Origin of the sequence: Bradyrhizobium sp. CCBAU 53415 (assembly GCF_028128735.1) — a bacterium.
Lineage (GTDB): Bacteria > Pseudomonadota > Alphaproteobacteria > Rhizobiales > Xanthobacteraceae > Bradyrhizobium.
The window spans coordinates 479,646-504,351 of record NZ_LBJF01000026.1 but is presented as its reverse complement, the minus strand read 5'-3'; the positions used below and the strand labels follow the sequence as shown (position 1 = coordinate 504,351).

General features: G+C 65.5%; 22 protein-coding genes and 1 pseudogene. 13 read left to right on the top strand and 10 right to left on the bottom strand.

All coding sequences use genetic code 11. From position 1 onward, the window contains the following. Positions 1-47: 47 nt before the first annotated feature. The 5 genes and pseudogenes from XH87_RS26460 to XH87_RS26440 form a co-directional block, all read right to left on the bottom strand. Positions 48-1,823, bottom strand: a complete 1,776-nt coding sequence (locus XH87_RS26460; protein WP_271589487.1) for a flavin-containing monooxygenase — start codon at positions 1,821-1,823, stop codon at positions 48-50. A 157-nt stretch (positions 1,824-1,980) separates the two neighbouring features. Next, the gene (locus XH87_RS26455) at positions 1,981-3,066 is read right to left on the bottom strand and encodes a DUF2855 family protein (RefSeq protein WP_271589486.1); all 1,086 of its coding nucleotides are present in this window, start codon (positions 3,064-3,066) and stop codon (positions 1,981-1,983) included. Between the two features lie 100 nt (positions 3,067-3,166). Next, positions 3,167-4,687, bottom strand: a pseudogene (locus XH87_RS26450) (acyl-CoA synthetase); the annotation flags it as partial. A 15-nt stretch (positions 4,688-4,702) separates the two neighbouring features. Then, positions 4,703-5,887: an ABC transporter substrate-binding protein gene (locus XH87_RS26445; protein WP_271589484.1), complete on the bottom strand. Its 1,185-nt coding sequence runs from the start codon at positions 5,885-5,887 to the stop codon at positions 4,703-4,705. A gap of 32 nt (positions 5,888-5,919) precedes the next feature. After that, positions 5,920-6,894, bottom strand: a complete 975-nt coding sequence (locus XH87_RS26440; RefSeq protein WP_271589483.1) for an NAD(P)H-dependent flavin oxidoreductase — start codon at positions 6,892-6,894, stop codon at positions 5,920-5,922. Between the two features lie 178 nt (positions 6,895-7,072). Between XH87_RS26440 and XH87_RS26435 the strand changes: the two genes are divergently transcribed. Next, positions 7,073-7,960 (top strand): LysR family transcriptional regulator, encoded by an 888-nt coding sequence (locus XH87_RS26435; protein WP_035711590.1) that lies wholly within the window; start codon positions 7,073-7,075, stop codon positions 7,958-7,960. A 63-nt stretch (positions 7,961-8,023) separates the two neighbouring features. Here XH87_RS26435 and XH87_RS26430 read toward each other — a convergent pair whose 3' ends face one another. Then, positions 8,024-8,677, bottom strand: a complete 654-nt coding sequence (locus XH87_RS26430) for a DNA-3-methyladenine glycosylase family protein (protein WP_158669096.1) — start codon at positions 8,675-8,677, stop codon at positions 8,024-8,026. Between the two features lie 115 nt (positions 8,678-8,792). Between XH87_RS26430 and gluQRS the strand changes: the two genes are divergently transcribed. Beyond that, the gene (gene gluQRS / locus XH87_RS26425; RefSeq protein ID WP_271589482.1) at positions 8,793-9,695 is read left to right on the top strand and encodes a tRNA glutamyl-Q(34) synthetase GluQRS; all 903 of its coding nucleotides are present in this window, start codon (positions 8,793-8,795) and stop codon (positions 9,693-9,695) included. Positions 9,696-9,764: 69 nt separating this feature from the next. Next, positions 9,765-11,033, top strand: coding sequence for an ATP-binding protein (locus tag XH87_RS26420; protein WP_158669097.1), 1,269 nt, complete (start codon positions 9,765-9,767; stop codon positions 11,031-11,033). Here the strand turns inward: XH87_RS26420 and XH87_RS26415 are convergent. Then, positions 10,960-11,853, bottom strand: a complete 894-nt coding sequence (locus XH87_RS26415) for a YihY/virulence factor BrkB family protein (RefSeq protein WP_035711574.1) — start codon at positions 11,851-11,853, stop codon at positions 10,960-10,962. The genes XH87_RS26420 and XH87_RS26415 overlap by 74 nt on opposite strands. A gap of 297 nt (positions 11,854-12,150) precedes the next feature. Between XH87_RS26415 and XH87_RS26410 the strand changes: the two genes are divergently transcribed. From XH87_RS26410 to XH87_RS26385, 6 genes are all read left to right on the top strand, one after another. Further along, the gene (locus XH87_RS26410) at positions 12,151-12,345 is read left to right on the top strand and encodes a twin transmembrane helix small protein (protein ID WP_035711572.1); all 195 of its coding nucleotides are present in this window, start codon (positions 12,151-12,153) and stop codon (positions 12,343-12,345) included. Between the two features lie 89 nt (positions 12,346-12,434). After that, positions 12,435-13,007 carry a cob(I)yrinic acid a,c-diamide adenosyltransferase gene (locus XH87_RS26405; RefSeq protein WP_271589481.1) on the top strand — a complete coding sequence of 191 codons (573 nt, stop codon included), beginning with the start codon at positions 12,435-12,437 and terminating at the stop codon, positions 13,005-13,007. 126 nt (positions 13,008-13,133) lie between these two features. Beyond that, the gene (locus tag XH87_RS26400; RefSeq protein ID WP_271589480.1) at positions 13,134-13,883 is read left to right on the top strand and encodes an electron transfer flavoprotein subunit beta/FixA family protein; all 750 of its coding nucleotides are present in this window, start codon (positions 13,134-13,136) and stop codon (positions 13,881-13,883) included. Beyond that, a complete protein-coding gene (locus XH87_RS26395; protein WP_271589479.1) occupies positions 13,883-14,827 on the top strand; it encodes an electron transfer flavoprotein subunit alpha/FixB family protein in 945 nt (314 codons plus the stop codon). The genes XH87_RS26400 and XH87_RS26395 overlap by 1 nt, the downstream gene beginning before the upstream one ends. A gap of 195 nt (positions 14,828-15,022) precedes the next feature. Next, positions 15,023-15,904, top strand: coding sequence for a 3-hydroxybutyryl-CoA dehydrogenase (locus XH87_RS26390; protein ID WP_158670448.1), 882 nt, complete (start codon positions 15,023-15,025; stop codon positions 15,902-15,904). A gap of 171 nt (positions 15,905-16,075) precedes the next feature. Further along, positions 16,076-16,270, top strand: a complete 195-nt coding sequence (locus XH87_RS26385; protein WP_027562813.1) for a putative motility protein — start codon at positions 16,076-16,078, stop codon at positions 16,268-16,270. Positions 16,271-16,276: 6 nt separating this feature from the next. On the opposite strand, the gene tlpA is transcribed toward XH87_RS26385, so the two are convergent. Then, positions 16,277-16,942, bottom strand: a complete 666-nt coding sequence (tlpA, locus tag XH87_RS26380) for a thiol:disulfide interchange protein TlpA (RefSeq protein WP_035711555.1) — start codon at positions 16,940-16,942, stop codon at positions 16,277-16,279. A 104-nt stretch (positions 16,943-17,046) separates the two neighbouring features. On the opposite strand from tlpA, the gene argH reads away from it, so the two are divergent. The 3 genes from argH to lysA all read left to right on the top strand — a co-directional run bounded on the left by argH (position 17,047) and on the right by lysA (position 20,126). Next, entirely contained in the window at positions 17,047-18,444 is a 1,398-nt protein-coding gene (gene argH / locus XH87_RS26375; RefSeq protein ID WP_271589478.1) for an argininosuccinate lyase, read from the top strand. Between the two features lie 93 nt (positions 18,445-18,537). Then, complete coding sequence (lptM, locus tag XH87_RS26370) at positions 18,538-18,837, top strand: LPS translocon maturation chaperone LptM (protein ID WP_035711540.1); 300 nt, start codon at positions 18,538-18,540, stop codon at positions 18,835-18,837. A 23-nt stretch (positions 18,838-18,860) separates the two neighbouring features. Next, positions 18,861-20,126 carry a diaminopimelate decarboxylase gene (gene lysA, locus XH87_RS26365; RefSeq protein ID WP_271589477.1) on the top strand — a complete coding sequence of 422 codons (1,266 nt, stop codon included), beginning with the start codon at positions 18,861-18,863 and terminating at the stop codon, positions 20,124-20,126. Positions 20,127-20,330: 204 nt separating this feature from the next. Here lysA and XH87_RS26360 read toward each other — a convergent pair whose 3' ends face one another. After that, positions 20,331-21,230, bottom strand: coding sequence for an NAD(P)-dependent oxidoreductase (locus tag XH87_RS26360; protein WP_271589476.1), 900 nt, complete (start codon positions 21,228-21,230; stop codon positions 20,331-20,333). A gap of 145 nt (positions 21,231-21,375) precedes the next feature. Continuing rightward, positions 21,376-21,759 carry a carboxymuconolactone decarboxylase family protein gene (locus XH87_RS26355; protein WP_035711533.1) on the bottom strand — a complete coding sequence of 128 codons (384 nt, stop codon included), beginning with the start codon at positions 21,757-21,759 and terminating at the stop codon, positions 21,376-21,378. Between the two features lie 169 nt (positions 21,760-21,928). Here XH87_RS26355 and XH87_RS26350 point away from each other — a divergent pair, with 169 nt between their 5' ends. Next, on the top strand, positions 21,929-24,595 hold the full coding sequence (locus XH87_RS26350; protein ID WP_271589475.1) for a TIGR02302 family protein: 2,667 nt from the start codon (positions 21,929-21,931) through the stop codon (positions 24,593-24,595). Positions 24,596-24,706: the final 111 nt, after the last annotated feature.

Here is a 24,706-nt window from a genome sequence, read left to right as displayed (position 1 = left end):
CCAGAATCTTTCTGCGGAGGCAGTCTGGATCGCAATGACGATGAGGTTCAAGCGGCGCGCATCCCCCGCCCCAAAATCCCTTCCTCGACCGCCTTGATCTGGAGCGCGAGATATTTCGAGTTGATCCGGCATTGCGCGAGGCTGCCGGCGATGAACCAGAGCCCGGGCTGCTTCGTGCGCGTATACATGTTGCGGAGCTCAAAGCCGTCGCCGAAGCCCCAGATCGGACCGACCCGGTCGGCGACGGCATCGCCGAACAGCTGACGCACCAGATATTCCTGCGGCTTGTAGCCGGTCGAGAGCACGATGAGGTCGGCTGCAATGGTCGAGCCGTCCTTCATCCGCGCGCCGTTCGTGACGAAGCTCTCGATGTCGGAGAACTGTCTGAGCTTGATCTTGCCCTCGACGATCAGGTTGGAGCAGCCGACATTGAAATAGTAACCGCCGCCGCGGCTGAGGTACTTGAATTGCCAGCCGGTGCCGGCCTCGCCGAAATCGAGCTTGAAGCCGATGCGGGTGAGGCCGTCGAGCAGCTCCTTGTCGAGCGCCTTCGACTGCTCCGTCAGCATCACATGCGTCTTCTTCGCGAGCGGCGTCGGCATCGAGGCCGCGATCAGGTCGTTGTCCTCGAGCGTGCCTTCGTTATAGGTCGCATAAGCGAGTTGTGCCGACGGCTCGATATTGGTGACGAGGGTGGGCGAGCGCTGCACCAGCGTCACCTCGGCGCCGCTGGAATGAAGATCCTGCGCAATGTCGTGTCCGCTGTTGCCGGTGCCGATGACGATCGCGCGCTTGCCGGTCCAGGTCTCGCCGTCCTCGTAGCGGCTGGAATGCAGCAGCGTACCCCTGAAATTGTCGAGAGTTGGGATGGAGGGAATGTTGGCGATGCCGCTGACGCCGGTTGCCATTACCACGTGATGCGGATGCATGATCCGCTTGCTGCCGTCGGAGCGCCGCAGCGTCACCGTCCAGCGTCCTGTCGCATCGTCATAGGCGCCGCTCTCGAACTCGGTGCCGGTCCAGAAGTTCAGCTCCATCGCATCGACGTAGGCCTCGAACCAGTTGGCGAGCTTGTCCTTGGGGATATAGGTCGGCCAGCTCGGCGGAAACGGCATGTAGGGCAGGTGATTGACCTGCACCTGATTGTGTAGCGTCAGCGCGTGATAGCGCTTGCGCCAATTGTCGCCGATGCGTGCCTCGCGATCGACGATCAGCGTGTCGACCTGCAACTGCTTCAGCCGCGCTGCGATCGCGAGCCCGGCCTGGCCGCCGCCGACCACCAGCACGGCCGGATCGCGATTCGCATAGTCGCGCGAGGCGTTGCGCAGATCGAGCCAGTTCGGCCCGCGGAAATCGCGCGAATAGGCCTGGCCACGCGGGCGCGAGGTGCCGAGCCGCTCCTCGAAACCCTTGAGCTCGTCGAGTGCGGTCAGGAGCGTCCACGCCTTCAGACGGTCGCCATCGCCAGTGTCAGGGACGAGCCGCACGATGCCGCTGCCGCGGCCGATCGCGGTCTCGAAACCAAAGATCGCTTCGATATTGCTCGTGCCGGCGCGCGTCACCCAGCGCGGCGGCGCGCGGTCGGGCGCGATCTTGAAATTGACCGGCGCGGCCTTGGGCGCGAGCTCCGTCAAGGCTTGCGCGACCGCATCGCGGTCGGCGGTGGTTTGCAGGTTCCAGCTCAGAGCCAAAACATCGCGCCAGAAGCATTCGGCAACGAACAGGCCGGCGAGCGCGGCTGCATCGGGTTTGCCGAGCATGTGCTCGAAATCATCGAGCCAGGCTTGTGCGGCGACGGAAATATCCTTCGTCCTGTCCAGCATGCGCGACCTCGTGGCCGTCTTCGCGGCGTTTCCTCGCGAGCATGATCCCGACCCGAAGGGCCGCGCTAGCGCAAAGTCTGCAGCGGCTTTCCGGAGAGATCATGCTCCAACTATAGAGGCCAAACGCTATACCGGTTCTCGGGTCGTCGAAAGTGACTTACCCGAGCAGCGAGAGCATATGGCCCTGCTCCGGTGGAATGCGACCCTGAAGCGTGTCGAGGTAGACCTGCCGCACCGCCTCGGGCCCGCGGCTCTCGATCACGGTCAGGCACCGCTCCGACGTCGCTGCGAAGCCGGACCATGCAGCACTGAAGCGCTGCTCGATGCCGCCAGGACCCCAATCCTTGGCCCGCTTGCGGATGTGATCGGGCGCGAAGAACCAGCGTGGCTTTGCGCCGGGCAGCGTACCTTCGTCAGCATCGGTGGCGCGGTGCGTCAGACCGACACGCACCGAACATGTCATTTGGTCGCGGAAATGGCGGTGCAGCTCGGACCGCAGCGCGCTGCTGCCGGCCATGTCCACGAACGCGACCGGCGCGTCCGTCGGCAGTGTGCCGACGCGATCATAGGTCACGACCTCGTTGTAGCAGGGCAGCGAGCCGACGAAGCCGGAATTGCCGGCCGAGGTCAGGCCGATCACCTTGCGGCCACGCGTGTGCAGCAGATGGGCGAGCCCGAACGCCGTCTTGCTGGAGGCGCTGGAGAGCAGCACGGCGCGCGCGCCGAAGTCGTCGTTCTCGGCCAGGAAGTCGTCGACCAGGAACGACAGCATGAACAGCGGCCGCAGCAGCGCCTGATAGTCGCCCTGCCGCCCGGCATAAGCGGGGTCGCCACTGACGCGCGCATAGGCATTGTAGACCGGCGCCACGCCCTGCCGATGCGCGGCGCCGTCGCGCAGGCCGCGCTTGCTGACGTCTGTCGCCTCGATGACCAGATGCGTCGCCATCGGGAAATAGCCGAACAAGCGCTCGCCGACCGGCACATTCGGATGCTTCGAGGCGATCACCTCGCCAAAGCCCCACACCGGAATGTTGCCGAATCCCTCGGGCGCAGGAAAGATCTGCCAGTATTTCAGCTCGTCGCCCATCACCGCATAGGTGATGTTGTTGGCGGTGAATGCAAAGCGCTCGACTCGGACGAGCAGTGCATCCTGCGGCAGCGCGTCTGGCGCGGGAAGCGCAGTCGCGATCGTCTTGCAGGTTTCGAGATAGTCCCGTGCAACGATGAAATCGGTGGCCGTCATGATGTCGATCCCGGCTCTGATCCGCGCCGGCATCTCATCGGCTATGCGCGCCCCCTTTGCAACCTCAACATAGTTTTAAACGCTGTTCGTCCGCGGTCTTCTAGCTGTGGGTCGTCCAATAGGGATCGCGGAGCTTGCGCTTGAAGATCTTCCCGGTTGCCTCGCGGGGCAGCGCATCCAGGAACTGGATCTCCTTCGGCACCTTGAAGTTGGCCAATCGCTCGCGCAGGAAGGCCTGCACCGCGGCGGCGGAGAGCTGCTCGGCGAAATCGGGCTCGATGCAGGCGCACAACCGCTCGCCATATTCCGCGTCCGGGATGCCGAACACGGCGCAATCGCGGACGCCGGGCATGGTGATCAGCACGTTCTCGATCTCGGCAGGATAGATGTTGACGCCGCCCGAGATCACCATGTCGCGCTTGCGGTCGCACAGGAACAGATAGCCGTCCTCGTCGAGATAGCCGACGTCGCCGACGCTGACGAGACCGTCGCGCCCGGCCTCGGCGCGCGCCTGCGCCTTGCCGTGGTAGTCGAAATCGGGCACCGCCGTCTGGCGCATGTAGATCTCGCCGATCTCATCGGCGCCGCAGAGGCTGCCGTCCTCGCGGAAGATCTTGACGATGCCGCCTTCGATGGCGCGGCCGACCGTGCCGGGCTTCCTCAGCGCCTCCTCGGCCGAGTGCCACACCGGGATGCCGGTCTCGGTCGAGCCGAAATATTCGTTGATGACCGGTCCCCACCACTCGATCATGGCCCGCTTCACCTCGGGCGGGCAGGGCGCCGCGCCGTGCACGACGAAGCGCAGCGACGACAGGTCGTAACGCTGCCTCACCGTCTCGGGCAGGCGGAGCAGGCGCACGAACATGGTCGGCACCATGTGGATATGCGTCACACGGTGGCGTTCGATCAGCGCCAGCAGTTCCTCGGCGTCGAACCGCGCCTGGAGAACGATGGTGCAGCCGTTGCGAAAGGCCATCATGCCGTAGGAATGCGGCGCCGAATGATACATCGGTCCGTTGATCAGCACGACCTGGTCCTCGCGCGGCTTGATGCCGTAGGCGATCGCGCCGACGCGCTCGGATGCAGCCTGTTCCGGCTGCATCGGCATGCGCCGCACGCCTTTCGGCATGCCGGTGGTCCCCGAAGTGTAGATCATCGCTGCGGCCCGGCGCGGCGGCTCCTGCATTTCCGGATGGCCATCGCGCCAGCTGCCCCAATCGGTCAGTCCCGCCGGGACTTCGGTCAGCCCAGGGGAAATTGCGAAGGTCGCGGCGAGCTCGGGCGGGGTCGCGACGACGAGCAGGCGGACATCCTCCGGAATGCCGGCGCGAATCTGCGGAAGTAGATCGGCATGGCAGATCAGGATCCTGGCGCCGCTGTCGATCAGGATGTAACGGACCTCCTCGGCCTTGAGGTGCCAGTTGATCGGCACCACCGGGCTGCCCAGTGCGGCCGAGGCCGCAACCACCTCGAACAGGACGAAGTCGTTGCGCAGCATCATGGCGACCGGCGCGCCTTCGGCAAGGCCGAGGGCGCGAAGCCCGCTCGCGGCGCGTTTGATGCGCGCCTGGATCTCGTCATGGCCGATCCGGCGTTCGCCGCTGATGATCATGGTCTGTCCTTGTTCCCGCTCGAGTCAGCGATCGTCCAGCACGTCGCCGAATCCCACCCAGCTCTTGCCGTTGAAGCGCCGGAGCCGAAGCTGCTGGAACGGCAGATAGTCGTCTGGCCCGGTGGAGACTGCGATGCCCGGCAGCAGCAGCGGCAGCTTCACCTCCTTCAGCGAGGCCGCCTGGCGCATGATGTTCTCGCGGCTGAAATCACCGTTGCACGCCCTCAGCACGGTCATCAGCAGCGTCGCGTAGTGGTAGCCGGCCGCATAGTTGGAGTTGGAGAGGTCCGCATTCGGCATGTACTGCTTCATAAAGGCGAAGTACTCCTTCACCCCGGGATCGCTGGCCCATTGCGGGTCCATCGTGTCCTTCTGATTGCTCGACGAGATCAGGCCGACGGCGTTGTCGAGCCCCGCCGGCTCCAGGAACGAGATCGACGAGGCTGACGTCGGCACGAAGAACAGCTCGGGCTTCCAGCCGATCTCGGCCACGCCCTTGATCATCTGCGAGGTGAACTTGCCGAGCACGACGCCGAACAGCACGTCCGCGCCCGACGCCTTCAGGGTCGAGAGCTGCGAGCTGATCGTCGGCGCGCTGGTCTCATAGGTCTGCTCCGCCACGATCATGCTCGCGGCCTTGTCGCCGAGCGCGCGCTTGAAGCCGGCGACATAGTCGCGGCCGAAATCGTCGTTCTGGGACAGGATGGCGATCTTGGCGCCGGGCTTGGTCCGCAGCACATGCTTGGCATAGACCACGCCCTCGGATTCGTAGGCGGCCATGCCGGGCATCGTCCACGGATATTTCTGCGGATCGGCCCATTTCGTCGCGCCGGAAAGCACGAAGAGCTGGGGCACCTTCTTGCCGTTGAGGTAGCGCTGCACGGCGCTGTTGGTGGCGGTGCCGAGCGAGCCGAACATCATCAGCACCTCCTCCTGCTCCACCAGCTTGCGGGTCTGCTCGACCGTCTTCGGCGGCGAGTAGGCATCGTCCAGCGTGATGAACTTGACCTTGCGGCCGTTGATGCCGCCATCGGCGTTGATCTTCTCGAAGAAGGCTTCCTGCGCTCGTCCGATCGCGCCGAAGCCGGAAGCCGGCCCGCTATAGGGCAGGGTCTGTCCGATGCGGATCTCGCCCGTTCCTTCGGCATGGGCGCTCCCGCTGGCGAATGCCAGCAGGGACAGGCCGATCATTGCGGCTGCGAGCTTCATCGTATCCTCCCGTTTTTTGCCAGTCCGAAACGTCAGGCGCTCACGCGCATCAGGAAATCCTGCCGGGCCTGATCGAATTCACTCTTCATCCGATCGACGAGCTCCGCGACGGGAGGGACATCGGTGATCTGGCCGATGCCCTGGCCCGATCCCCAGATGTCGCGCCACGCTTTCGATTTCATGTTGCCGCCGGAGCCGAAGTTCATCTTCGATTTGTCCGCGGCCGGGAGATTGTCCGGGTCCAACCCGGCGGCGGCGATGGAGGGGCCGAGATAGTTGCCGTGCACGCCGGTGAACAGGTTGGTGTAGACGATGTCGTGCGCGGCGTGCTGCGTCAGCGCCGACTTGTAGGCTGCGTCGGCATTGGCCTCCTGCGTCGCGATGAAGCGCGTGCCGATATAGGCGAGGTCGGCGCCCAGCGTCAGCGCGGAGGCGATGCCGAAGCCGTCGCTGATCGCGCCCGACAGCAGGATCGCGCCGTCGAACCATTGCTTGACCTCGCGCACCAGTGCGAAGGGCGACAGCGTGCCGGCATGTCCGCCCGCACCGGCGCAGACCAGGATCAGGCCGTCGACCCCCTGCTCGGCGGCTTTGCGCGCATGCTTGACGTTGATGACGTCGTGGAACACCAGCCCGCCATAGGAGTGCGCGGCCTCGGCGATCTCGGCCGGCGGCCGCAGCGAGGTGATGATGATGGGCGCCTTGTGCTTTACGCAGGTCTCCATGTCCTTCATCAGCCGGTCATTGGAGGCATGGCAGATCTGGTTGACGGCGTAGGGCGCGACCTTCTTGCCGGGATTGCGCGATTTGTATTCGCCGAGTTCGTCCTCGATGCGGCTCAGCCACTCGTCCAGCATCTCGACCGGACGGGCATTGAGCGCGGGAAACGAGCCGACAACGCCTGCCTTGCACTGGGCGATCACCAGCTCCGGTCCGGAAACGATGAAGAGCGGCGAGCCGACCACGGGCAGCTCGAGCGAATCCTTCAAGAGAGTGGGCAGTGCCATCATGTCCTCCTGAAACGCCGCCCCGCCGGCGGGCGGATGACGAGGCGTTTCCCTGTTGATCGTCGCGCGGGTGGATTGCCGCCCGTGTCGCGGATTTGATCCCACTATAGGGTTGGACGGCGCGCTCCGGCCGTTCAATAATGAACGGATCGTCATTCAGATATGAACAGAGAGTCCGATGGACTGGGACCTTTGCAAGACCTTCGTCGCGGTCGCCGATACCGGCAGCTTCACCGCCGCCGCTCGCCGGCTGCACACCAGCCATCCCACCGTCAGCCGCAAGATCGCGGCGCTGGAAGCTCAGCTCGGCACCCGATTGGTGGCGCGCGCCGCCGACGGCCTGGCGCTGACCGCGGATGGAAGGACGTTGCGCGAGCACGCCGAGGCAATGGCGGCCGCGGCGCTACGGGCTGAGACCGCGGTCGCGGCGGGAGGACACAAGGCGCGCGGCATCGTCAAGCTGTCGATCGGCGCGACGCTGGCCTCACATTGGCTGATGCCGCGCTTGCCCGCCTTCCTGCGTGCGCACGATCATATTCAGCTGGAGATCATCACCCATCCGTTTCCGGCGAGCGTGCGCCGGCGTGAGGCGGACGTGGTGCTGCGGCCCTTCGACAGCGGCGAGGAAAACCTGGTCGGTCGCAAGATCGGTCGTCTCGGCACGGGATTCTATGCCTCACGCGACTATGTCGCCGGGCGGCCCTTGCCTGAACGGCGTGGTGATTGGAAGGAGCACAGCGTCATCGGTTTTGCCGACCAGGCATCCAATGCGCAGCTTGCGCGCTGGAGCGACGTCGTCACGCGGCAGGCGAGGGTGGTGATGCGCTGCTCGTCCCAGGGGGACATGCTGGCGGCGGCCCGTGCCGGGATCGGAATCTCCGCGCTCTCGTGCTTCGTCGCCGAATCCTATTCCGATCTCGTGCGCGTCGCTCCGCAGAAGCTCGCCAGCGTGGCGGACCTATGGCTGTTGGCCCATCCCGATCTCGTCGAGCTTCCGGCGGTGCGCGCCGTGGTAGACTTCGTCGCCGAATGTGCCCGGGCCGACCGCGCGAGGCTGCGGGGTTAGAGCATGATCCGGAAAAGTGTGTAGCGGTTTTCCGAAAAGATCATGCCCTAATCGCATCGCGCTTTAGCCCGATCCCGCGAGCACGCCCTCGCGTTTCTTCACGGCACGATAGTAGCTCCACCACAGATGCGCGGCCGCGCCGCGCAGCGGGCGCCAGGGTTCGGCGAGCGGCGCCATCTGCTTCTCCGTCGGCCGTGCCTTCAGACCGAGCCCGATGCGGATGCCCTCCTGCACGGCGAGGTCGCCGGCCGGCCAGGCGTCGCCGTGGCCGAGGCAGAACAGCAGGTAGACGTCGGCGGTCCAGGGGCCGATACCGGGCAGCGCGATCAGCGTGTGATGCGCGGCATCGGCATCTTCCTCCGCGAGCACGTCGAGGTTCAGCCGCTCGGCGGCGATTTCGCGCGCCAGATGCTTCAGCGTCTTGATCTTGGCGGCGGAGAGGCCGAGCCGCCCCAGCCGGTCGGTGCGGGCGCGGCGCACGGCGTCATGGTCGAATGGATCGAACGCGGCCGACAGCCGTTCCCAGATCGCCGCGGCACTCGCGGTCGAGAGCTGCTGGCCGCAGACGATGTGGGCAAGGCCCGCAAAGCCCGGCTCGCGCCGCCGCAGCGCCGGCATGCCCGCGATCTCGAGCACGGGCTTAAGACGCGGATCGCGCTTGATCAGCGCCTGGACGGCATCTTCGAGATCGGATTGGGTTTCGAGGTGGATGGTCATGGTCGCTCAACTTGTCATGCGCGGGCTTGACCCGCGCATCCATCTCCTATCGTAACAGAGTCGTGGAGGATTGATTGCCGGGTCAAGCCCGGCAATGACGAGGTCCATGAAAGCGATGCCACCCGTTTTCCGATTTGCCCCCAGCCCGAACGGCCCTCTCCATCTCGGCCACGCCTATTCGGCGCTGCTCAATTTCGAGCGGGCGCGAGAGACCGGCGGGCTTCTGTTGCTGCGGATCGAGGACATCGACGCGACGCGGTGTCGGCCGGAATTCGAGGCTGCGATCTACGAGGATCTCGCCTGGCTCGGGATGGCCTGGGAGACGCCGGTGCGGCGGCAGTCGGAGCACCTCGCCGACTACCGCGCCGCGCTGGACAAGCTGTCGGCGCTTGGGCTCGTCTATCCCGCCTTCGAAAGCCGCGCCGAGATCGCAAAGAGTGTCTCCGTGCGTGAGGCTGACGGTCCGTGGCCGCGCGATCCCGACGGTGCGCCGCTCTATCCCGGCAACGCGAAGTCGCTCTCAGCCGCCGAGCACGATCATCTCATCGCATCGGGCGTGCCTTACGCATTGCGGCTCGACATGGCGGCGGCCTGCCGGCGCGTCGCTGGCCTGAGCTGGAATGAACGGGGCGAGGGGCCCGATGGCGAGCGCGGCATCGTCCCGGCGCGGCCGGAAGCGTGGGGCGACGTGATCCTGGCCCGCAAGGAGACGCCGACCAGCTACCATCTGTCGGTGGTCGTCGACGACGCGCTCCAGGGCGTCAGCGAGATCGTGCGGGGCCAGGACCTGTTTCACGCCACCTCGGTGCACCGCCTGCTCCAGGTCCTGCTCGGCCTGCCCGAGCCCGCCTATCGCCATCACCGGCTGATTCGCGATGAGGCGGGCCGGAAGCTGTCGAAATCGAGCCGCTCGACCGGTCTGCGCGCCTTGCGCGCGGCCGGCATCACGCCTGCCCACATCCGCCAGCTGGTGGGATTAGATCAAGTTTCTCTGGGGGTTAGCAAAACGTCGCCGTGACTCCGGGTGTTCCTCCGTGCCATGCTCGGCCCGCGCGGGGTTCGAAGAGAGTTACTTCGAAGGGGATTCATGGCGGCGAAAACGCGTCCAGTGCGCACCACGCGGACGTCCAGGCGGCTGCCTCGGAAGCGGTCCGGGGCGGCCGGAAAGGTGCGTGAGCGCAGCACCAAAGCGGTCGCGCCGGACGTGGTTCAGGCGGCGCTGGCCGCCTTTGCCCATGAGGTCCGCACCCCCCTGACCGGCATTCTGGCGATCAGTGACCTGCTCGCGACGTCCGACCTCGGCGAACGGGAGCGGCGCTGGGCCGACACCATCAAGGCCGGTGCCGAGCATCTGGCGAGCCTTGCCACGCTGTTCGTGGATGCCGCCAGAACCGGCAAGGGAACGGGAAAGGGCGGCAGCGCGCTGCGACAGGACCTGTTCGATCTGCGGACGCTCGCCCGCAGCGCCGGGGATTCGCTGGCCGGCCGCGCCGCGGCCAAGGGTCTCCAGGCCGAGGTCGAGATCTCCGAAAAGCTTCCTGGGCTCGTGGTTGGTGATCCGGTTCGCCTGCGCGCCGCGCTCGAGAACCTGATCGACAATGCCGTGAAATTCACCGACCAGGGCGGCGTGGCGCTCGCGGTCGAGCCGTGGCGTCCCGCCAAAGGCAAAGCGAAGGGCAAGGGCAGGATCGGCGTTGCCTTCGCGGTGTCCGACAGCGGCATCGGCCTGACCATGGCCGAGATCAAGCGGCTGTTTCGCCCGTTCACCCAGGCCAATGTCACCATTGCCTCACGCTTCGGCGGGGCCGGCCTGGGGCTCTCCTCGGTCAAGCAATTGGCGCGTGCGATGGGCGGCGACATCACCGTCGCTCCGCGCCGCGGTGGTGGCGCCACCTTTACGTTGACGGTGTCGCTGGACGCCACGGGATCGGACAAGAGCAGCAAGGCGAAGGATGGCGGCGGGGCCGAGGCGGTGGCCGCTCTTCGCGTGCTCAGCGTCGAGGACAATCCGTTCGGCCGCGTCGTGCTCAACACGATCCTGACCGAGCTTGGCCATCATGCCGAGTTCATCGGTCGCGGCGAGGACGCGATCGGCCGGCTGGAGCAGGGTGCTTTCGACGCGGTGCTGATGGACATGGTGCTGCCGGGCATCGACGGCATCGAGGCCATCAGGCGGATCCGCACGCTGCCGACGCCGCTGGCTCGTATTCCGATCATCGGCGTGTCCGGCCGCGGCGAGGACGAGGCAGCCTCGCGCGCGGCCGGCGCCGACGCCTTCCTGGTCAAGCCTGTGTCTCCGCGGGCTTTAGCGACTGCGCTGCTTGAAGCGACACGCCGTGAGGAAGCCGCGACTTGATGATCGCGGCGTTGAGTTCGCCGCCGTAAACGAAGATCGCGGCGATGAAATACAGGAACACCAGCGCGATGATCACCGATGCGAGCCCGGCATACATGGTCACGTAGTTGTTGGCGAAGCGCGCCAGATACTGTCCGAACACGACGCCGGAGACCAGCGAGGCCACCACCGTGAAGATGATGCCCGGCATGATCTGGAGGAAGCTACGCCGTCCCGCCGGCAGCCAGGCGTGCAGGATGAACAGCGCCACCACCAGCGCGCCGATGGTGATGCCGTAGCGCAGCCAGGTGAGAATGCTTTCGTTCGATTCGACGAACAGGGGAATGTGTTGCCGCGCGGCCTCGATGATCAGCGGACCGAGCACGATCAGGAATGCCATCGCGAGGGCAGTGAAGGCGGCAATCAGCGTGTAGGCAATCGATTCCAGCCGCAGCCAGTACCAGCGCCGCATCTCCACCACCGCATAGGCGCGGTTGAGCGCGACCCGCAGCGCCTCGACGCCGTTGGAGGCGAAATAGACCGACAGTACCGCGCCGATCGTCAGCACGCCGGTGCGGGTCGTGGTCAGCACGTCGTGGACCTCGCCCGAGATCGAATCGGCGACCTGCTTGGGCCAGACCTGGAGCATCAGGCTGGCGGCCTGGTCGGCGAGTTCCTTGGAGCCGACGAAGCCGGCAAGCGAGGTCAGGACGATCAGGAACGGAAACAGCGCCATCAGCGTCGACAGCGCAATGTGGCTTGCGATCGCCCAGCCGTCGTCGGCGAGGAACGTGTAGAACGCATCCATCACGACGACGTAGATGTAGCGGATCGCTTTCACGGTTTGCCCCAGCTTCGCCTCTCCCCGCTTGCGGGGAGAGGCCGGAATGCGCGCGCAGCGCGGATTCCGGGTGAGGGCGAGTCTCCGCGAATCCCACTGTCACCATTCTCGCGGAGAGTCCCCCTCACCCGCCGCGCGTTCCGCACGTCGGCCTCTCCCCGCAAGCGGGGAGAGGCGAAGAACGCCGGCAATGATCGCAGATCGACATTCATCCGGCTAGCTTCTGATATTATTGGCATAAAAGCCAGATCGGGAACGCCATAGCGAACCGCCGCGCACGGTGTTATCTACCCTCAGATGGCATCTCTCCTGAGTACTTTCATCCTGCCGGCGGCCGCCGGCGCCGTGGCGCTGGTGCTGCTGCTCGGGCTCGTCAACATGATGCGCGGCGGCTCGCCCAACACCTCGCAGAAGCTGATGCGCTGGCGCGTGCTGCTTCAGTTCGTGGCGATCATCATCGCGATGCTCGCGGTCTGGGCGATGGGGCGCTAGGACATGATCCGGACCCGAAGGGCCGCGTTAGCGCAAAGTGTGAAGCGGTTTTCCGACAGGATCATGCCCCAAAATTAAGAGGCCTCTCCATGGTCGTACTCAATCGCATCTACACGAAGACCGGTGACGACGGCACGACGGCGCTCGGAACCGGCGAGCGGCGTCCGAAATATGATCTGCGCATCGAGGCCTATGGCACAGTTGACGAGACCAATGCCGCCATCGGCGTGGTCAGGCTCCACACCTCGGACATGCCCGAACTCGATGCGATGCTCGGCCGCATCCAGAATGATCTGTTCGACCTCGGCGCCGATCTCGCAGTGCCCGAGCGGGAGGGGAAAGCCGAGCGGCTGCGGGTGGTGACGAGCCAGGTCGAGCGGCTCGAGCGCGACATCGACACGCTCAACGACCAGCTCGCGCCGCTGACCTCCTTCGTGCTTCCCGGCGGCAGCCCGGCCGCTGCCAGTCTGCATGTGGCGCGCACGATATGCCGCAGGGCGGAACGCGTGATCGTGGAACTGGCGGCCCGGCCCGGCGAGCCGGTCAACACGGCTGGCATCCAATATATGAACCGCCTGTCCGACTTCCTCTTCGTGGCCAGCCGGGCCACCAACGGCAATGGCGCCGGCGACGTGCTCTGGGTTCCCGGCCAGAACCGGTGACCCATCGAGCTCCCGCATTTCAGGAGGTCAAAATTAGACCTGTTCGCGCGTTGACCGGGGCAGATCAGGCCTTTAGGTTCCGCGCCAGTTGATAACCCCCCTCCCAAATTGAGTGAAAGAGGATCGATGAAGGTCTTAGTGCCGGTAAAGCGGGTGGTCGATTACAACGTCAAGGTCCGCGTCAAGGGCGATGGATCGGGCGTTGAACTCGCCAACGTCAAGATGTCGATGAACCCGTTCGACGAAATCGCGGTCGAGGAAGCGCTGCGCCTGAAGGAAGGCGGCAAGGCCACCGAGGTCGTGGTGGTCTCCATTGGACCTGCGCAGGCATCGGAGACGATCCGCACTGGCCTCGCTATGGGCGCCGACCGCGGCATCCTGGTGAAGGCCGAAGGCACCGTCGAGCCGCTCGCGGTCGCCAAGATCCTGAAGAAGGTTGCGGAAGAAGAGCAGCCCGGCCTGATCATCCTCGGCAAGCAGGCGATCGACGACGATTCCAATCAGACCGGCCAGATGCTGGCTGCGCTGCTGGGCTGGTCGCAGGCGACGTTTGCCTCGAAGCTCGAGGTCGAAGGGTCTGACTTCAAGGTCACCCGCGAAGTCGATGGCGGCCTTCAGACCGTGAAGCTGAAGGGACCGGCGATCGTCACCACCGATCTCCGTCTCAACGAGCCGCGTTACGCCTCGCTGCCCAACATCATGAAGGCCAAGAAGAAGCCGATCGCGGAGAAAACCGTCGCCGATTATGGCGTCGACGTCGCCGCGCGTCTCGAGGTTCTCAAGACGACGGAGCCGGCGGGCCGCAAGGCGGGCGTCAAGGTCAAGGACGTCGCCGAGCTGGTGTCGAAACTCAAGAACGAAGCCGGGGTGCTCTGATGACGACGCTTCTGATTGCCGAACACGACAACGCGTCGCTCAAGGACGCGACCAACAAGGCCCTGACCGCGGCGGCCGCACTCGGCGCGGATGTCGAGGTGCTGGTCGCCGGCCAGAACGCCAAGGCCGCGGCGGATGCCGCCGCCAAGCTCGCCGGCGTCAAGAAGGTGCTGCTCGCCGACGGCGAGACTTACGCGCATGATCTCGCCGAGCCGCTGGCCGCGCTGATCGTCTCGCTGGCGTCCGGCTATGACGCGATCGTCGCGCCCGCGACTTCGCGCTTCAAGAACGTGATGCCGCGTGTCGCCGCCCTGCTCGACGTCATGCAGGTCTCGGAGATCATCAAGGTGGTCGCGCCCGACACCTATGAGCGTCCGATCTATGCCGGCAACGCGATCCAGACCGTGAAGTCCAAGGATGCCAAGAAGGTTATCACGGTGCGGACCTCGACCTTCGCCGCGGCGGGCGAAGGTGGCAGCGCGCCGGTCGAGACCGTTCAGGCTGCGGCTGATCCGGGCCTGTCGACCTTCGTCGGCGAGGAGGTTGCCAAGAGCGACCGTCCCGAACTGACCTCGGCCAAGATCATCGTCTCCGGTGGCCGCGCCATGCAGAGCCGCGAGAACTTCGCGAAGTACATCGAGCCGCTCGCCGACAAGCTCGGCGCCGGCGTCGGTGCCTCGCGCGCGGCGGTCGATGCCGGCTATGCGCCGAACGACTGGCAGGTCGGGCAGACCGGCAAGGTCGTGGCACCCGAGCTCTATGTCGCGGTCGGCATTTCCGGCGCCATCCAGCATCTGGCCGGCATGAAGGACTCCAAGGTGATCGTTGCGATCAACAAGGACGAGGACGCGCCGATCTTCCAGGTTGCCGATTATGGCCTGGTCGCCGATCTCTACCAGGCGGTTCCGGAGCTGACGGCCGAATTGGGCAAGCTCGGCAAGTAAAGGCATCCAAAACACCGGCCGGAGGTATAAACTCCGGCCGGTGTTGCATTTCCGAGGCGTTTTCTTTGGCGTCGGGCGCGCCTTCGAAGCGATCCAATCTAGGTTTCGAGCCAAGGTTCTGATTAAATCGGACCTCCCGGCTCAAGGGGATAAGGCAGGGCGCGCTCGTCGCGCGCCGTTCCGGTGGATGACATTATGGCGGCAGTGATCAAGAAGGTCGGCGTGATCGGCGCGGGTCAGATGGGCAATGGCATCGCACATGTCGCGGCGCTCGCCGGCTTCGACGTGATGCTCAACGACGTTTCGGCCGATCGCCTCAAGTCGGGCATGGCCACCATCAACGGCAATCTGGCGCGCCAGGTCTCCAAGAAGGCCGTCACCGAGGACGACAAGGTCAAGGCGATGGCGCGCATCACGCCGGCCGAAAAACTCGACGACCTCGCCGATTGCGACCTCGTGATCGAGACCGCGGTCGAGAAGGAAGAGGTCAAGCGCAAGATCTTCCACGAGCTCTGCGCAGTCTTGAAGCCGGAGGCGATCGTTGCCTCCGACACGTCCTCGATCTCGATCACGCGGCTGGCCGCCGCCACCGACCGCCCGGAGCGCTTCATCGGCATTCACTTCATGAACCCGGTGCCGCTGATGGAGCTGGTCGAGCTGATCCGCGGCATCGCCACCGACGATGCGACCTTCGAGGCGTCCAAGGAGTTCGTCGCCAGGCTCGGCAAGCAGGTCGCGGTATCCGAGGATTTCCCGGCCTTCATCGTCAATCGCATCCTGCTGCCGATGATCAACGAAGCGATCTACACGCTGTATGAAGGCGTCGGCAATGTCGAGGCGATCGACGCCGCGATGAAGCTCGGGGCCCACCATCCGATGGGCCCGCTCGAGCTTGCCGATTTCATCGGTCTCGATACCTGCCTCTCCATCATGCAGGTGCTGCACGAGGGGCTGGCCGACTCCAAGTACCGTCCGTGCCCGCTGCTGGTGAAATACGTCGAGGCCGGCTGGCTCGGCCGCAAGACCCAGCGCGGCTTCTACGACTATCGCGGCGCCAAGCCGGTTCCGACGCGGTAAGGCCGGGGTGCCGTAGGGTGGGTTAGCGCAGCGTAACCCACCACTTCTGTCTCCGCGGATGCGAACAGCGGTGGGTTACGCCTTCGGCTACCCCACCCTACGACATCTGCGATATTTCATGTCCCATTAACCTCTCGCGCCTAGGTTACGCCCGGTACGAGGCTTCGCGTAATGGACATGATGGCAATGGTCAGCACCATGCTGGCCGCTCAGCAAGGCGCGCTGCAGTCGAATATTGCGGCGACGCTGACCAAGCAGAACATGGATATGGAGAAATCCACCGTCCTGACGCTGCTCGGCGCCGGCCAGCCCTCGCTCGCCAATGTCGGCCCCGGCGTCGGCGGCAATCTCAACGTCACCGCCTGAACATATCTAAAGCGCTGCGGCGGCCTTGCCCGTTGCTGCCCGGATCAGCTTGAGCGCATCCTCGCTCGCCCATTCCGCCGGCCCCGCGATCGTCGCGATCTCGCAGCCTTGGGGGTCGACCAGCACCGAGGTCGGCATGCCAAGCGCCCGGCCTATGGCCTTAAGATCCTGAAAAACCTTGGCTTTCTGATCGTTGAAATAGCCGAGGCGGGTCAGGTTGGCCTCTTTCAGGAAGGTTTTGGGCTTCTCTGGGTCGCGGGTGTCGATATTGATCGCCACCACTTCGAAATTCGGGCCCGCCAGCTTGCCCTGCAACTCGTCCAGCGCCGGCATTTCCTTGCGGCAGGGCACGCACCAGGTGGCCCAGAGGTTCACCAGAAGCGTCTTGCCGCGGAAGTCGGACAGCTTTTTCGGCTTGCCGTCGGCGTCCTCGAAGGCGAGATCGGGCAGCTTCAGCGGGGCGCTCGCCATGGTCAGCGCGGCCACCTCGCCATGGGCGAGCGGAGCGATCTTCTGCGCCGTCGCCACCGCTGTCCGGCACACCGGATCGCCGCCGGGAGTCCGGCTCAAGCCCAGCCCGTACAGGGCGGCAAAGCCGGCCAGCCCCCCGATCGCCACGGTGGCGATGACAAGGGGGATGCGGCGCGTGGCGGAGGGCTTCTTGTCGAGCATATCGTTTGTCATCCGGTCGCAGATATGGCTATCAGGGGCCTCTTAATACGGCTGGCGGCAGCCAGCAAACGTGGTTGGCGACAGCAAGGCGTGAGCAGGGGATCATGAGCAACAAGATGTGGGGCGGCCGGTTCTCGGAACGTCCCGACGAGATCATGGAAGAGATCAACGTCTCCATCGACGTCGATCGTCACCTCTTCGCCCAGGACATTGCCGCGTCCAAGGCCCACGCCGCGATGCTCGCCAGCCAAGGCATCATCACGAGTTCTGATGCGAAAAATATCGGCAAGGGTCTAGACACGATTTTGTCAGAGATCGGCAACGGCGGCTTCACGTTCAAGCGCGCGCTCGAGGACATCCATATGAATGTCGAGAGCCGCCTGTCGGAGCTGATCGGCCCCGCCGCCGGCCGCCTGCACACCGCGCGCTCGCGCAACGACCAGGTCGCGACCGATTTCCGCCTGTTCGTCCGCGACGTCATCGACGAGACCGATGCTGCGCTCGCCGCGTTCCAGCAGGCGCTGGTCGAGCGCGCGCTGGAGCATTCCGGCACCGTGATGCCCGGCTTCACGCATCTGCAGACCGCGCAGCCCGTCACCTTCGGCCATCATCTGCTCGCCTATGTCGAGATGGCCGCGCGCGACCGCGGCCGCTTCCAGGATGCGCGCAGGCGGCTCAATGAATCCCCGCTCGGCGCTGCCGCGCTCGCCGGCACCTCGTTCCCGATCGACCGCCACGCCACCGCCAAGGCGCTCCTGTTCGATCGTCCGATGGCGAACTCGCTCGACGCGGTCTCCGATCGCGACTTCGTGCTGGAGACGCTGTCGGCGGCCTCGATCTGCGCCGTGCACATGTCGCGCTTCGCCGAGGAGATCGTGATCTGGACCTCGCCGCTGGTCGGCCTGATCCGCCTCAGCGACAAGTTCACCACCGGCTCCTCGATCATGCCGCAGAAGCGTAATCCGGACGCTGCCGAACTGGTGCGCGCCAAGACCGGCCGCGTCATCGGCGCGCTCAACGGTCTCTTGATCGTGATGAAGGGCCTGCCGCTCGCCTATCAAAAGGACATGCAGGAGGACAAGCAGGGTGCCATGGAGGGCTTCGCAGCGCTGTCGCTGGCGATCCGCGCCATGACCGGCATGGTCCGCGACCTCGTGGCGGATGAAGCGAAGATGAAGGCGGCCGCGGGCGAGGGTTACGCCACTGCGACCGATCTCGCCGACTGGCTGGTGCGGACCTTGAAAATGCCGTTCCGCGAGGCCCATCACGTCACCGGCCGCATCGTCGCCAAGGCGGCCGAGGGGGGCGTCGCGCTGCACGAACTGCCGTTGAACGAGATGCAGGCGATCGAGCCAAAAATCACCAAGGACGTGCTCGGCGTGCTCTCGGTCGAATCGTCGGTGAAGAGCCGCACCAGCTTCGGCGGCACCGCGCCGAAGAACGTCGCGTCCCAGGCCAAGGCCTGGGCGAAGCGGCTGGAAAAAGAGCGAAAATCGGGCTGAGGGCAAAATATCGCTGATGTTTCATGGTCATCCGGCTCTCGCCAGAGCGCGCCAATCTCTGTATTGTGCGCCCCGCGTAGTGGGGATTTCGTCGTGACGTCAAAGTTTCGCCCGGCCGGCTCGGGATGGGCCATCATTGTCTTGAGCCTGACGGCGCTGGCGCTCGCCGGCTGTGGCCGCAAGGGTCCGCTGGACTTGCCGCCGACCGCCTCCAACGCGTCCACGGCCGGCGGTGCCGCACCTGTTGACACCGAGACCGAAGCTCAGAGGACGCCGAGCGTGTTCAACCCCACCCACGGTGCGGATGCCGCGCCCGCGCCCGCGGCGGCCAAGGGCAGGAAGAAACCGTTCATTCTCGACCCGCTCCTGGACGAACCTCCCGGCAAAAATTAAGCCGGGACAACCGAGCCTGCGCCATGAACCATTTCGACTATCGCAACGGCGTGCTGCACGCCGAAGCGGTGAACCTGTCCGAGCTGGCCGCCGCCGTCGGCACGCCGTTCTATTGCTATTCGACCGCGACGCTGGAGCGGCACTACCGCGTCTTCGCCGATGCCTTCGCGGGCGAGAAGGCGCTGGTCTGCTACGCCATGAAGGCGAACTCCAACCAGTCGGTGCTGCGCACGCTGGCCAGGCTGGGCGCCGGCGCCGACGTCGTCTCCGGCGGTGAATTGAAGCGTGCGTTGGCCGCCGGTTTCCCGGCCAGCAAGATCGTGTTCTCCGGCGTCGGCAAGACGGAAGAGGAGCTGCGCGCCGCGCTGGCCGCCGACATCCTCTGCCTCAACGTCGAATCCGAGCCCGAGCTCGAATTGCTCTCCCGCCTTGCAACCGAGATGGGCAAGACCGCGCGGATCTCGCTCCGCGTCAATCCGGACGTCGATGCCGGCACCCATGCCAAGATCTCGACCGGCAAGTCCGAGAACAAGTTCGGCATCCCGATCGCGCATGCGCGCGAGGTCTACGCCCGCGCCGCCAGGCTCCCCGGCATCGAGGTGACCGGCGCCGACGTGCATATCGGCAGCCAGATCACCGACCTCTCCAACATGGAGACCGCGTTCCGCATCCTCTCCGAATTCGTGCAGACGCTGCGCGCCGATGGCCACAACATCAGCCACGTCGATTTCGGCGGCGGTCTCGGCATTCCCTATGACATGGACGGCGAGGCGCCGCCGGCGCCCGACGCCTATGCCGCCATGGTCAAGCGCGTCAGCCACAATCTCGGCTGCACGCTGATGTTCGAGCCGGGCCGCATGATCGTCGGCAATGCCGGCATCCTGGTCGCCAAGGTGATCTATGTGAAGCATGGCGACGGCAAGAACTTCGTCATCATCGACGCCGCCATGAACGATTTGATCCGCCCGACGCTGTATGAGGCGCATCACGACATCCTGCCGGTGAAGCGGCCGGCCAAGGACGCGGCGACGATCATGGCCGACGTCGTCGGCCCGGTCTGCGAGACCGGCGACTATCTCGCGCTCGACCGCACGCTGCCGACGCCAAAGCCCGGAGATCTCCTCGCCATCATGACCGCAGGCGCCTACGGCGCGGTGCAGGCCGGCACCTACAACACGCGGCCGCTGGTGCCGGAGGTGCTGGTGAAGGACGACCAGTACGCCGTGGTGCGCCCGCGCGTGAAGGTCGAGCAGCTCATCGCGATGGACAAGCCGGCGCCGTGGCTGTGAAGCGTTGAGGGGCGGCACAAGCGCTTCAACAATTTCAGTGTCATCCCTGCTTTCGCATGCGGACGCAGGAATCCATAATCCCGGAGCGTAGTTGTTTGGCCAAGCTGTAACTACGGTCCTCGCTAAACACCGCCCTGTGGTAGGTCCCGGATCTGCGCTTCGCTACGCTGCGCTTGTCCGGGACGACAGTGGAGATTGGGACGGCTACTTCCCCGTTACTCCGCCGCCGACCACAACTCCCGCCTTCCTCTCGATCGGCTTGATCGCCGCGGTGAAATCGGACTCGGCGCCTTCCGCGCTGATCACCGTTTCCCACAATCGTCCGACCGCATCCGCGACCTCCATCGACAGGCCGAGCTGCTTCATCTCCTCCAGCGCCAGCCGCACGTCCTTCACCATCAGCCCCGTGGCGAAGCCGAAATCGAAGCTGCGCGGCAGCACCGAGCGCGGAAACTTGTCGCGGCTCGCGGTGTTCATGCCGGAGCCGGCATTGATGACGTCGATCATCACGGCGGGATCGAGCCCGGCTTTCACGCCCATCACCACGGCCTCCGACGTCGCGACGATCGCGGTCGCCGACAGGAAATTGTTGGCGAGCTTCATGGTCTGCGCCGCGCCGGGCTTCTCGCCGATGAAGAACACCTTTCCGATGACGTCGAGCACGGGCCTGAGCAGCTCGAACTCCGCCTGCGGCCCCGACACCATCACCGCCAGCGTGCCCTTCTCGGCGCCGCCGACGCCGCCGGAGACGGGGCAGTCGATCTGCACGATGTTGCGTTTGGCGAGGAGGCCGTGAATCTTCACGGCCACCGTCGAGCCGACGGTGGAGAGATCGACGAAGCGTTTTGCGCGGCTGCCCTCGATCACGCCGTTCGCTCCGGTTGCGACGTCGAGCGAAGCCTGCAGCGAGGGTAGGCTCGCCATCACGGTCTCGACCTGATCGGCGACGTCCTTCGGCGATGTCGCTTCCGTTGCGCCGAGCGCCACCAGCTTGCCTGTGACCTCCTTGCGCGTGTCGAACACGACGAGCTTGTGCCCCGCCTCGATCAGCCGCCGCGCCATCGGGAAGCCCATGTTTCCGAGCCCGATGAATCCGATGTCCATTGTTGTTTCCTCCCGTCGTCTTTGCGAGGAGCGCAGCGACGAAGCAATCCAGGCTGTTTGCGCCGAAAGATTCTGGATTGCTTCGCTGCGCTCGCAATGACGGAGCAGTACGTTGGATGCCTGTTGTGGATCTTGTTTGTTAGTCTCACGCCTTCCCGTCGATCTCCGCGAACACCTCGCGCGCGATGCGGAAACTGTCGACCGCGGCGGGCATGCCGCCGTAGATCGCGACCTGCATCAGGATCTCGCGGATCTCGTCGCGTGTCACGCCATTGGTCAGCGCACCCTTCAGGTGCGCGCGAAACTCGTGCTGGCGGTTGAGGATCGCGATCATGGCGATGTTGAGCATGCTGCGGGTCTTGCGCGGCAGCTCCTCGCGGCCCCACACCGTGCCCCAGCAATATTCGTTGAGCATCTCCTGGAACGGACGGTTGAAATCGTCGACATTCTTCAGGGCGTTGTCGACATAGGCCTCGCCCAGCACCGCTTTGCGGACTTCCAGGCCCTTGTCGTGCATCTTCTTGTCCATGGCGTATCCTTCGTTTCCCACAGGGATGGCGCGCGAAAATTACGGGGTTGCACCGGGCCAGTCACGTCCTCGTGTTATGCGGGAAAAGGGGGCGCTCCCGTACAGGAACGGATGCCTCAGTGCTGCCGTTGTGATAGGGTCTCCTCTACCGGGCAACCTGGAGAGCTGATTGAACGGCGTCACCCCCGACCCGTCAGACCCGATCCGCAACAGTGACGCTCTGTCGCGGCTGAAGCTGGCGCAGGCCCTGGATCGGGCCACTTATGCCATCGCGTGGGAGCGTGCCTGGCCCAATGCGGCGCGCCTTCTGACCGTCCTCGGCTTGTTCCTGGTGGTGTCCTGGGCCGGCCTCTGGCTGGCGCTGCCGTTCGTCGCCCGGGCCATCGGCCTCGTTCTCTTCGCCGCGACGGCGGTCATTGCCCTGTTCCCGTTGATTCGCTTCCGCTGGCCGAGCCGCGAGGAGGCGCTCGCCCGGCTCGACCGTGGCTCCGGCATCCGTCACCGCCCGGCCACCACGCTCACTGACACGCTGACCTCGCAGGACCCGGTCGCGCAGGCGCTGTGGCAGGCGCAGCGCGAGCGTACGCTCGCTTCCATCAAGCGCATCCGCGCCGGTCTGCCGCATCCGCGGCTCGCGCTTCACGACCCCTGGGCGCTGCGCGCGCTGGTCATGGTGATGCTGGTCGCGACCTTCTTCGCCGCCGGTGACGAGCGCGCGATGCGGCTTGGCGCCGCGTTCGACTGGAACGGGGTGTTGGCGCCGACCAATGTTCGCGTCGATGCCTGGATCACGCCGCCGCTCTACACCGGCAAGCCGCCGGTCATCCTGTCGGCCGCCAACAAGGAGGCCGCGGCGTTGCCCGCCGGCGGCCCGCTGGCCGTTCCCGTCGGCTCGACCCTGATCGTGCGCTCCTCCGGCGGCAGCCTGGATGTCGCCGTCTCCGGCGGCCTCAAGGAGGTCGCCCCCACTGAAGCCGGCCCCAAGGGAACCAACGAAAAGCATTTTGCCATCTCCGGCGACGGCACGGCGCACGTCCGCGCGCCCTCCGGCCAGCCGCAATGGGCTTTTGCAGCAACGCCGGACCGTGCGCCCACGATCGCACTGGCCAAGGACCCGGAGCGCCAGGCGCGCGGCGCGCTCCAGCTCTCCTACAAGATCGAGGACGATTACGGCGTCACTGGCGCCGAGGCGAAATTCGCCCCGCGTTCGATCGATGCCCGGGACGGCGCCAGGGACGGGGCCAAGGCTGCTGCCGGCGATAAGGCTGCTGCCGCCGATGGCGACACCAGGACGGCTCCGCGTCCGCTGTTCCAGCCGCCGCAATTCCCGCTCGCGCTGCCGAATGCGCGGACCCGCAACGGCGTCGGACAGTCGGTGAAGGATCTCAGCGAGGATCCCTATGCCGGCGCCGAGGTCACGCTGACCCTCACGGCCAAGGACGAGGCCGGCAACGAGGCCGCAAGCGAACCGTTCAACATGCGCCTGCCCGAACGGCTCTTCACCAAGCCGCTGGCACGTGCACTGATCGAGCAGCGCCGCATTCTCGCGCTTGACGCGAACAAGAATTCCGACGTGTATGCCGCGCTCGACGCGCTGATGATCGCGCCCGAAATGTTCACGCCGGAGACCGGACTATATCTCGGCCTGCACAGCGTTGCCCGGCAGCTCGAGGCCGCGCGCACCGATGATGCCCTGCGCGAGGTCGTGGCAAGCCTGTGGGCGCTTGCGGTGACGATCGAGGACGGCAAGATCTCCGACGTCGAGAAGGCGCTGCGCGCGGCCCAGGACGCGCTGAAGCAGGCGCTGGAGCGCGGCGCGAGCGACGAGGAGATCAAGAAGCTCACGCAGGATCTGCGTCAGGCGCTGAACGATTTCATGCGCCAGCTCGCCGAGCAGTTCCGCAACAACAATGATCCGCAGCAGCTGGCGCGGCCACTCGACCCGAACACCAAGATCCTGCGCCAGCAGGATCTGCAGAACATGATCGATCGGATGGAGCGCCTGTCACGCTCCGGCGACAAGGATGCCGCCAAACAGTTGCTCGACCAGCTCCAGCAGATGCTGGAAGGCCTGCAGATGGCGCAGCCGGGGCAGTCCGGCGAGAGCGACATGGAGCAGGCGCTCAACGAACTCGGCGACATGATCCGCAAGCAGCAGCAATTGCGCGACAAGACCTTCAAGCAAGGCCAGGATTCCCGGCGCGACCGCTCGCGCGGCAAGCAGCAGGGCGATCAGTCCATGTCGGAGCTGCAGCAGGACCAGCAGGGGCTGCGCGATCGCCTGAAGAAACTGCAGGACGAGCTTGCCAAGCGCGGCCTCACGCAGAAGGGAGAGAAGGGGCAGAAGGGCCAACAGGGACAGAAGGGCCAGCAAGGCGATCAAGGCCAGCCCGGCCAGAACGGCGATCAGGACGGCGACCAGGGCGATGACGACGGCAGTCTGGATGCTGCCGACGGTGCCATGGGCGATGCGGGATCAAAGCTCGGCGAGGGCAATGCCGACGGCGCCGTGGACTCGCAGGGCAAGGCGCTCGACGCGATGCGCAAGGGTGCGCAGAAGATGGCCGAGGCGATGCAGCAGGGCGATGGTGACGGGCAGGGCGACGGCCCCGGCCAACGCGCCGGCCGTCAGCAGAGCGGCGGCAACCAGACCGATCCGCTCGGCCGTCCGCTGCATGGGCGCGAATATGGCGACGATTACACGGTCAAGATTCCCGGCGAGATCGATACCCAGCGTGTCCGCCGCATTCTCGAAGAGCTCCGCCGTCGTCTCGGCGATCCCTCGCGCCCGCAGATCGAGCTCGACTATCTCGAGCGGCTGCTGAAGGAGTTTTGAGGCGCTAGCCCGCTACGTCCTTCGCATTGCGAGCCAACGGGTCCGCGCGAAGCGCGGCCCGATGACAGGCTCCGCGAAGCAATCCAGAATTTCTCTGACGAGGCATTCTGG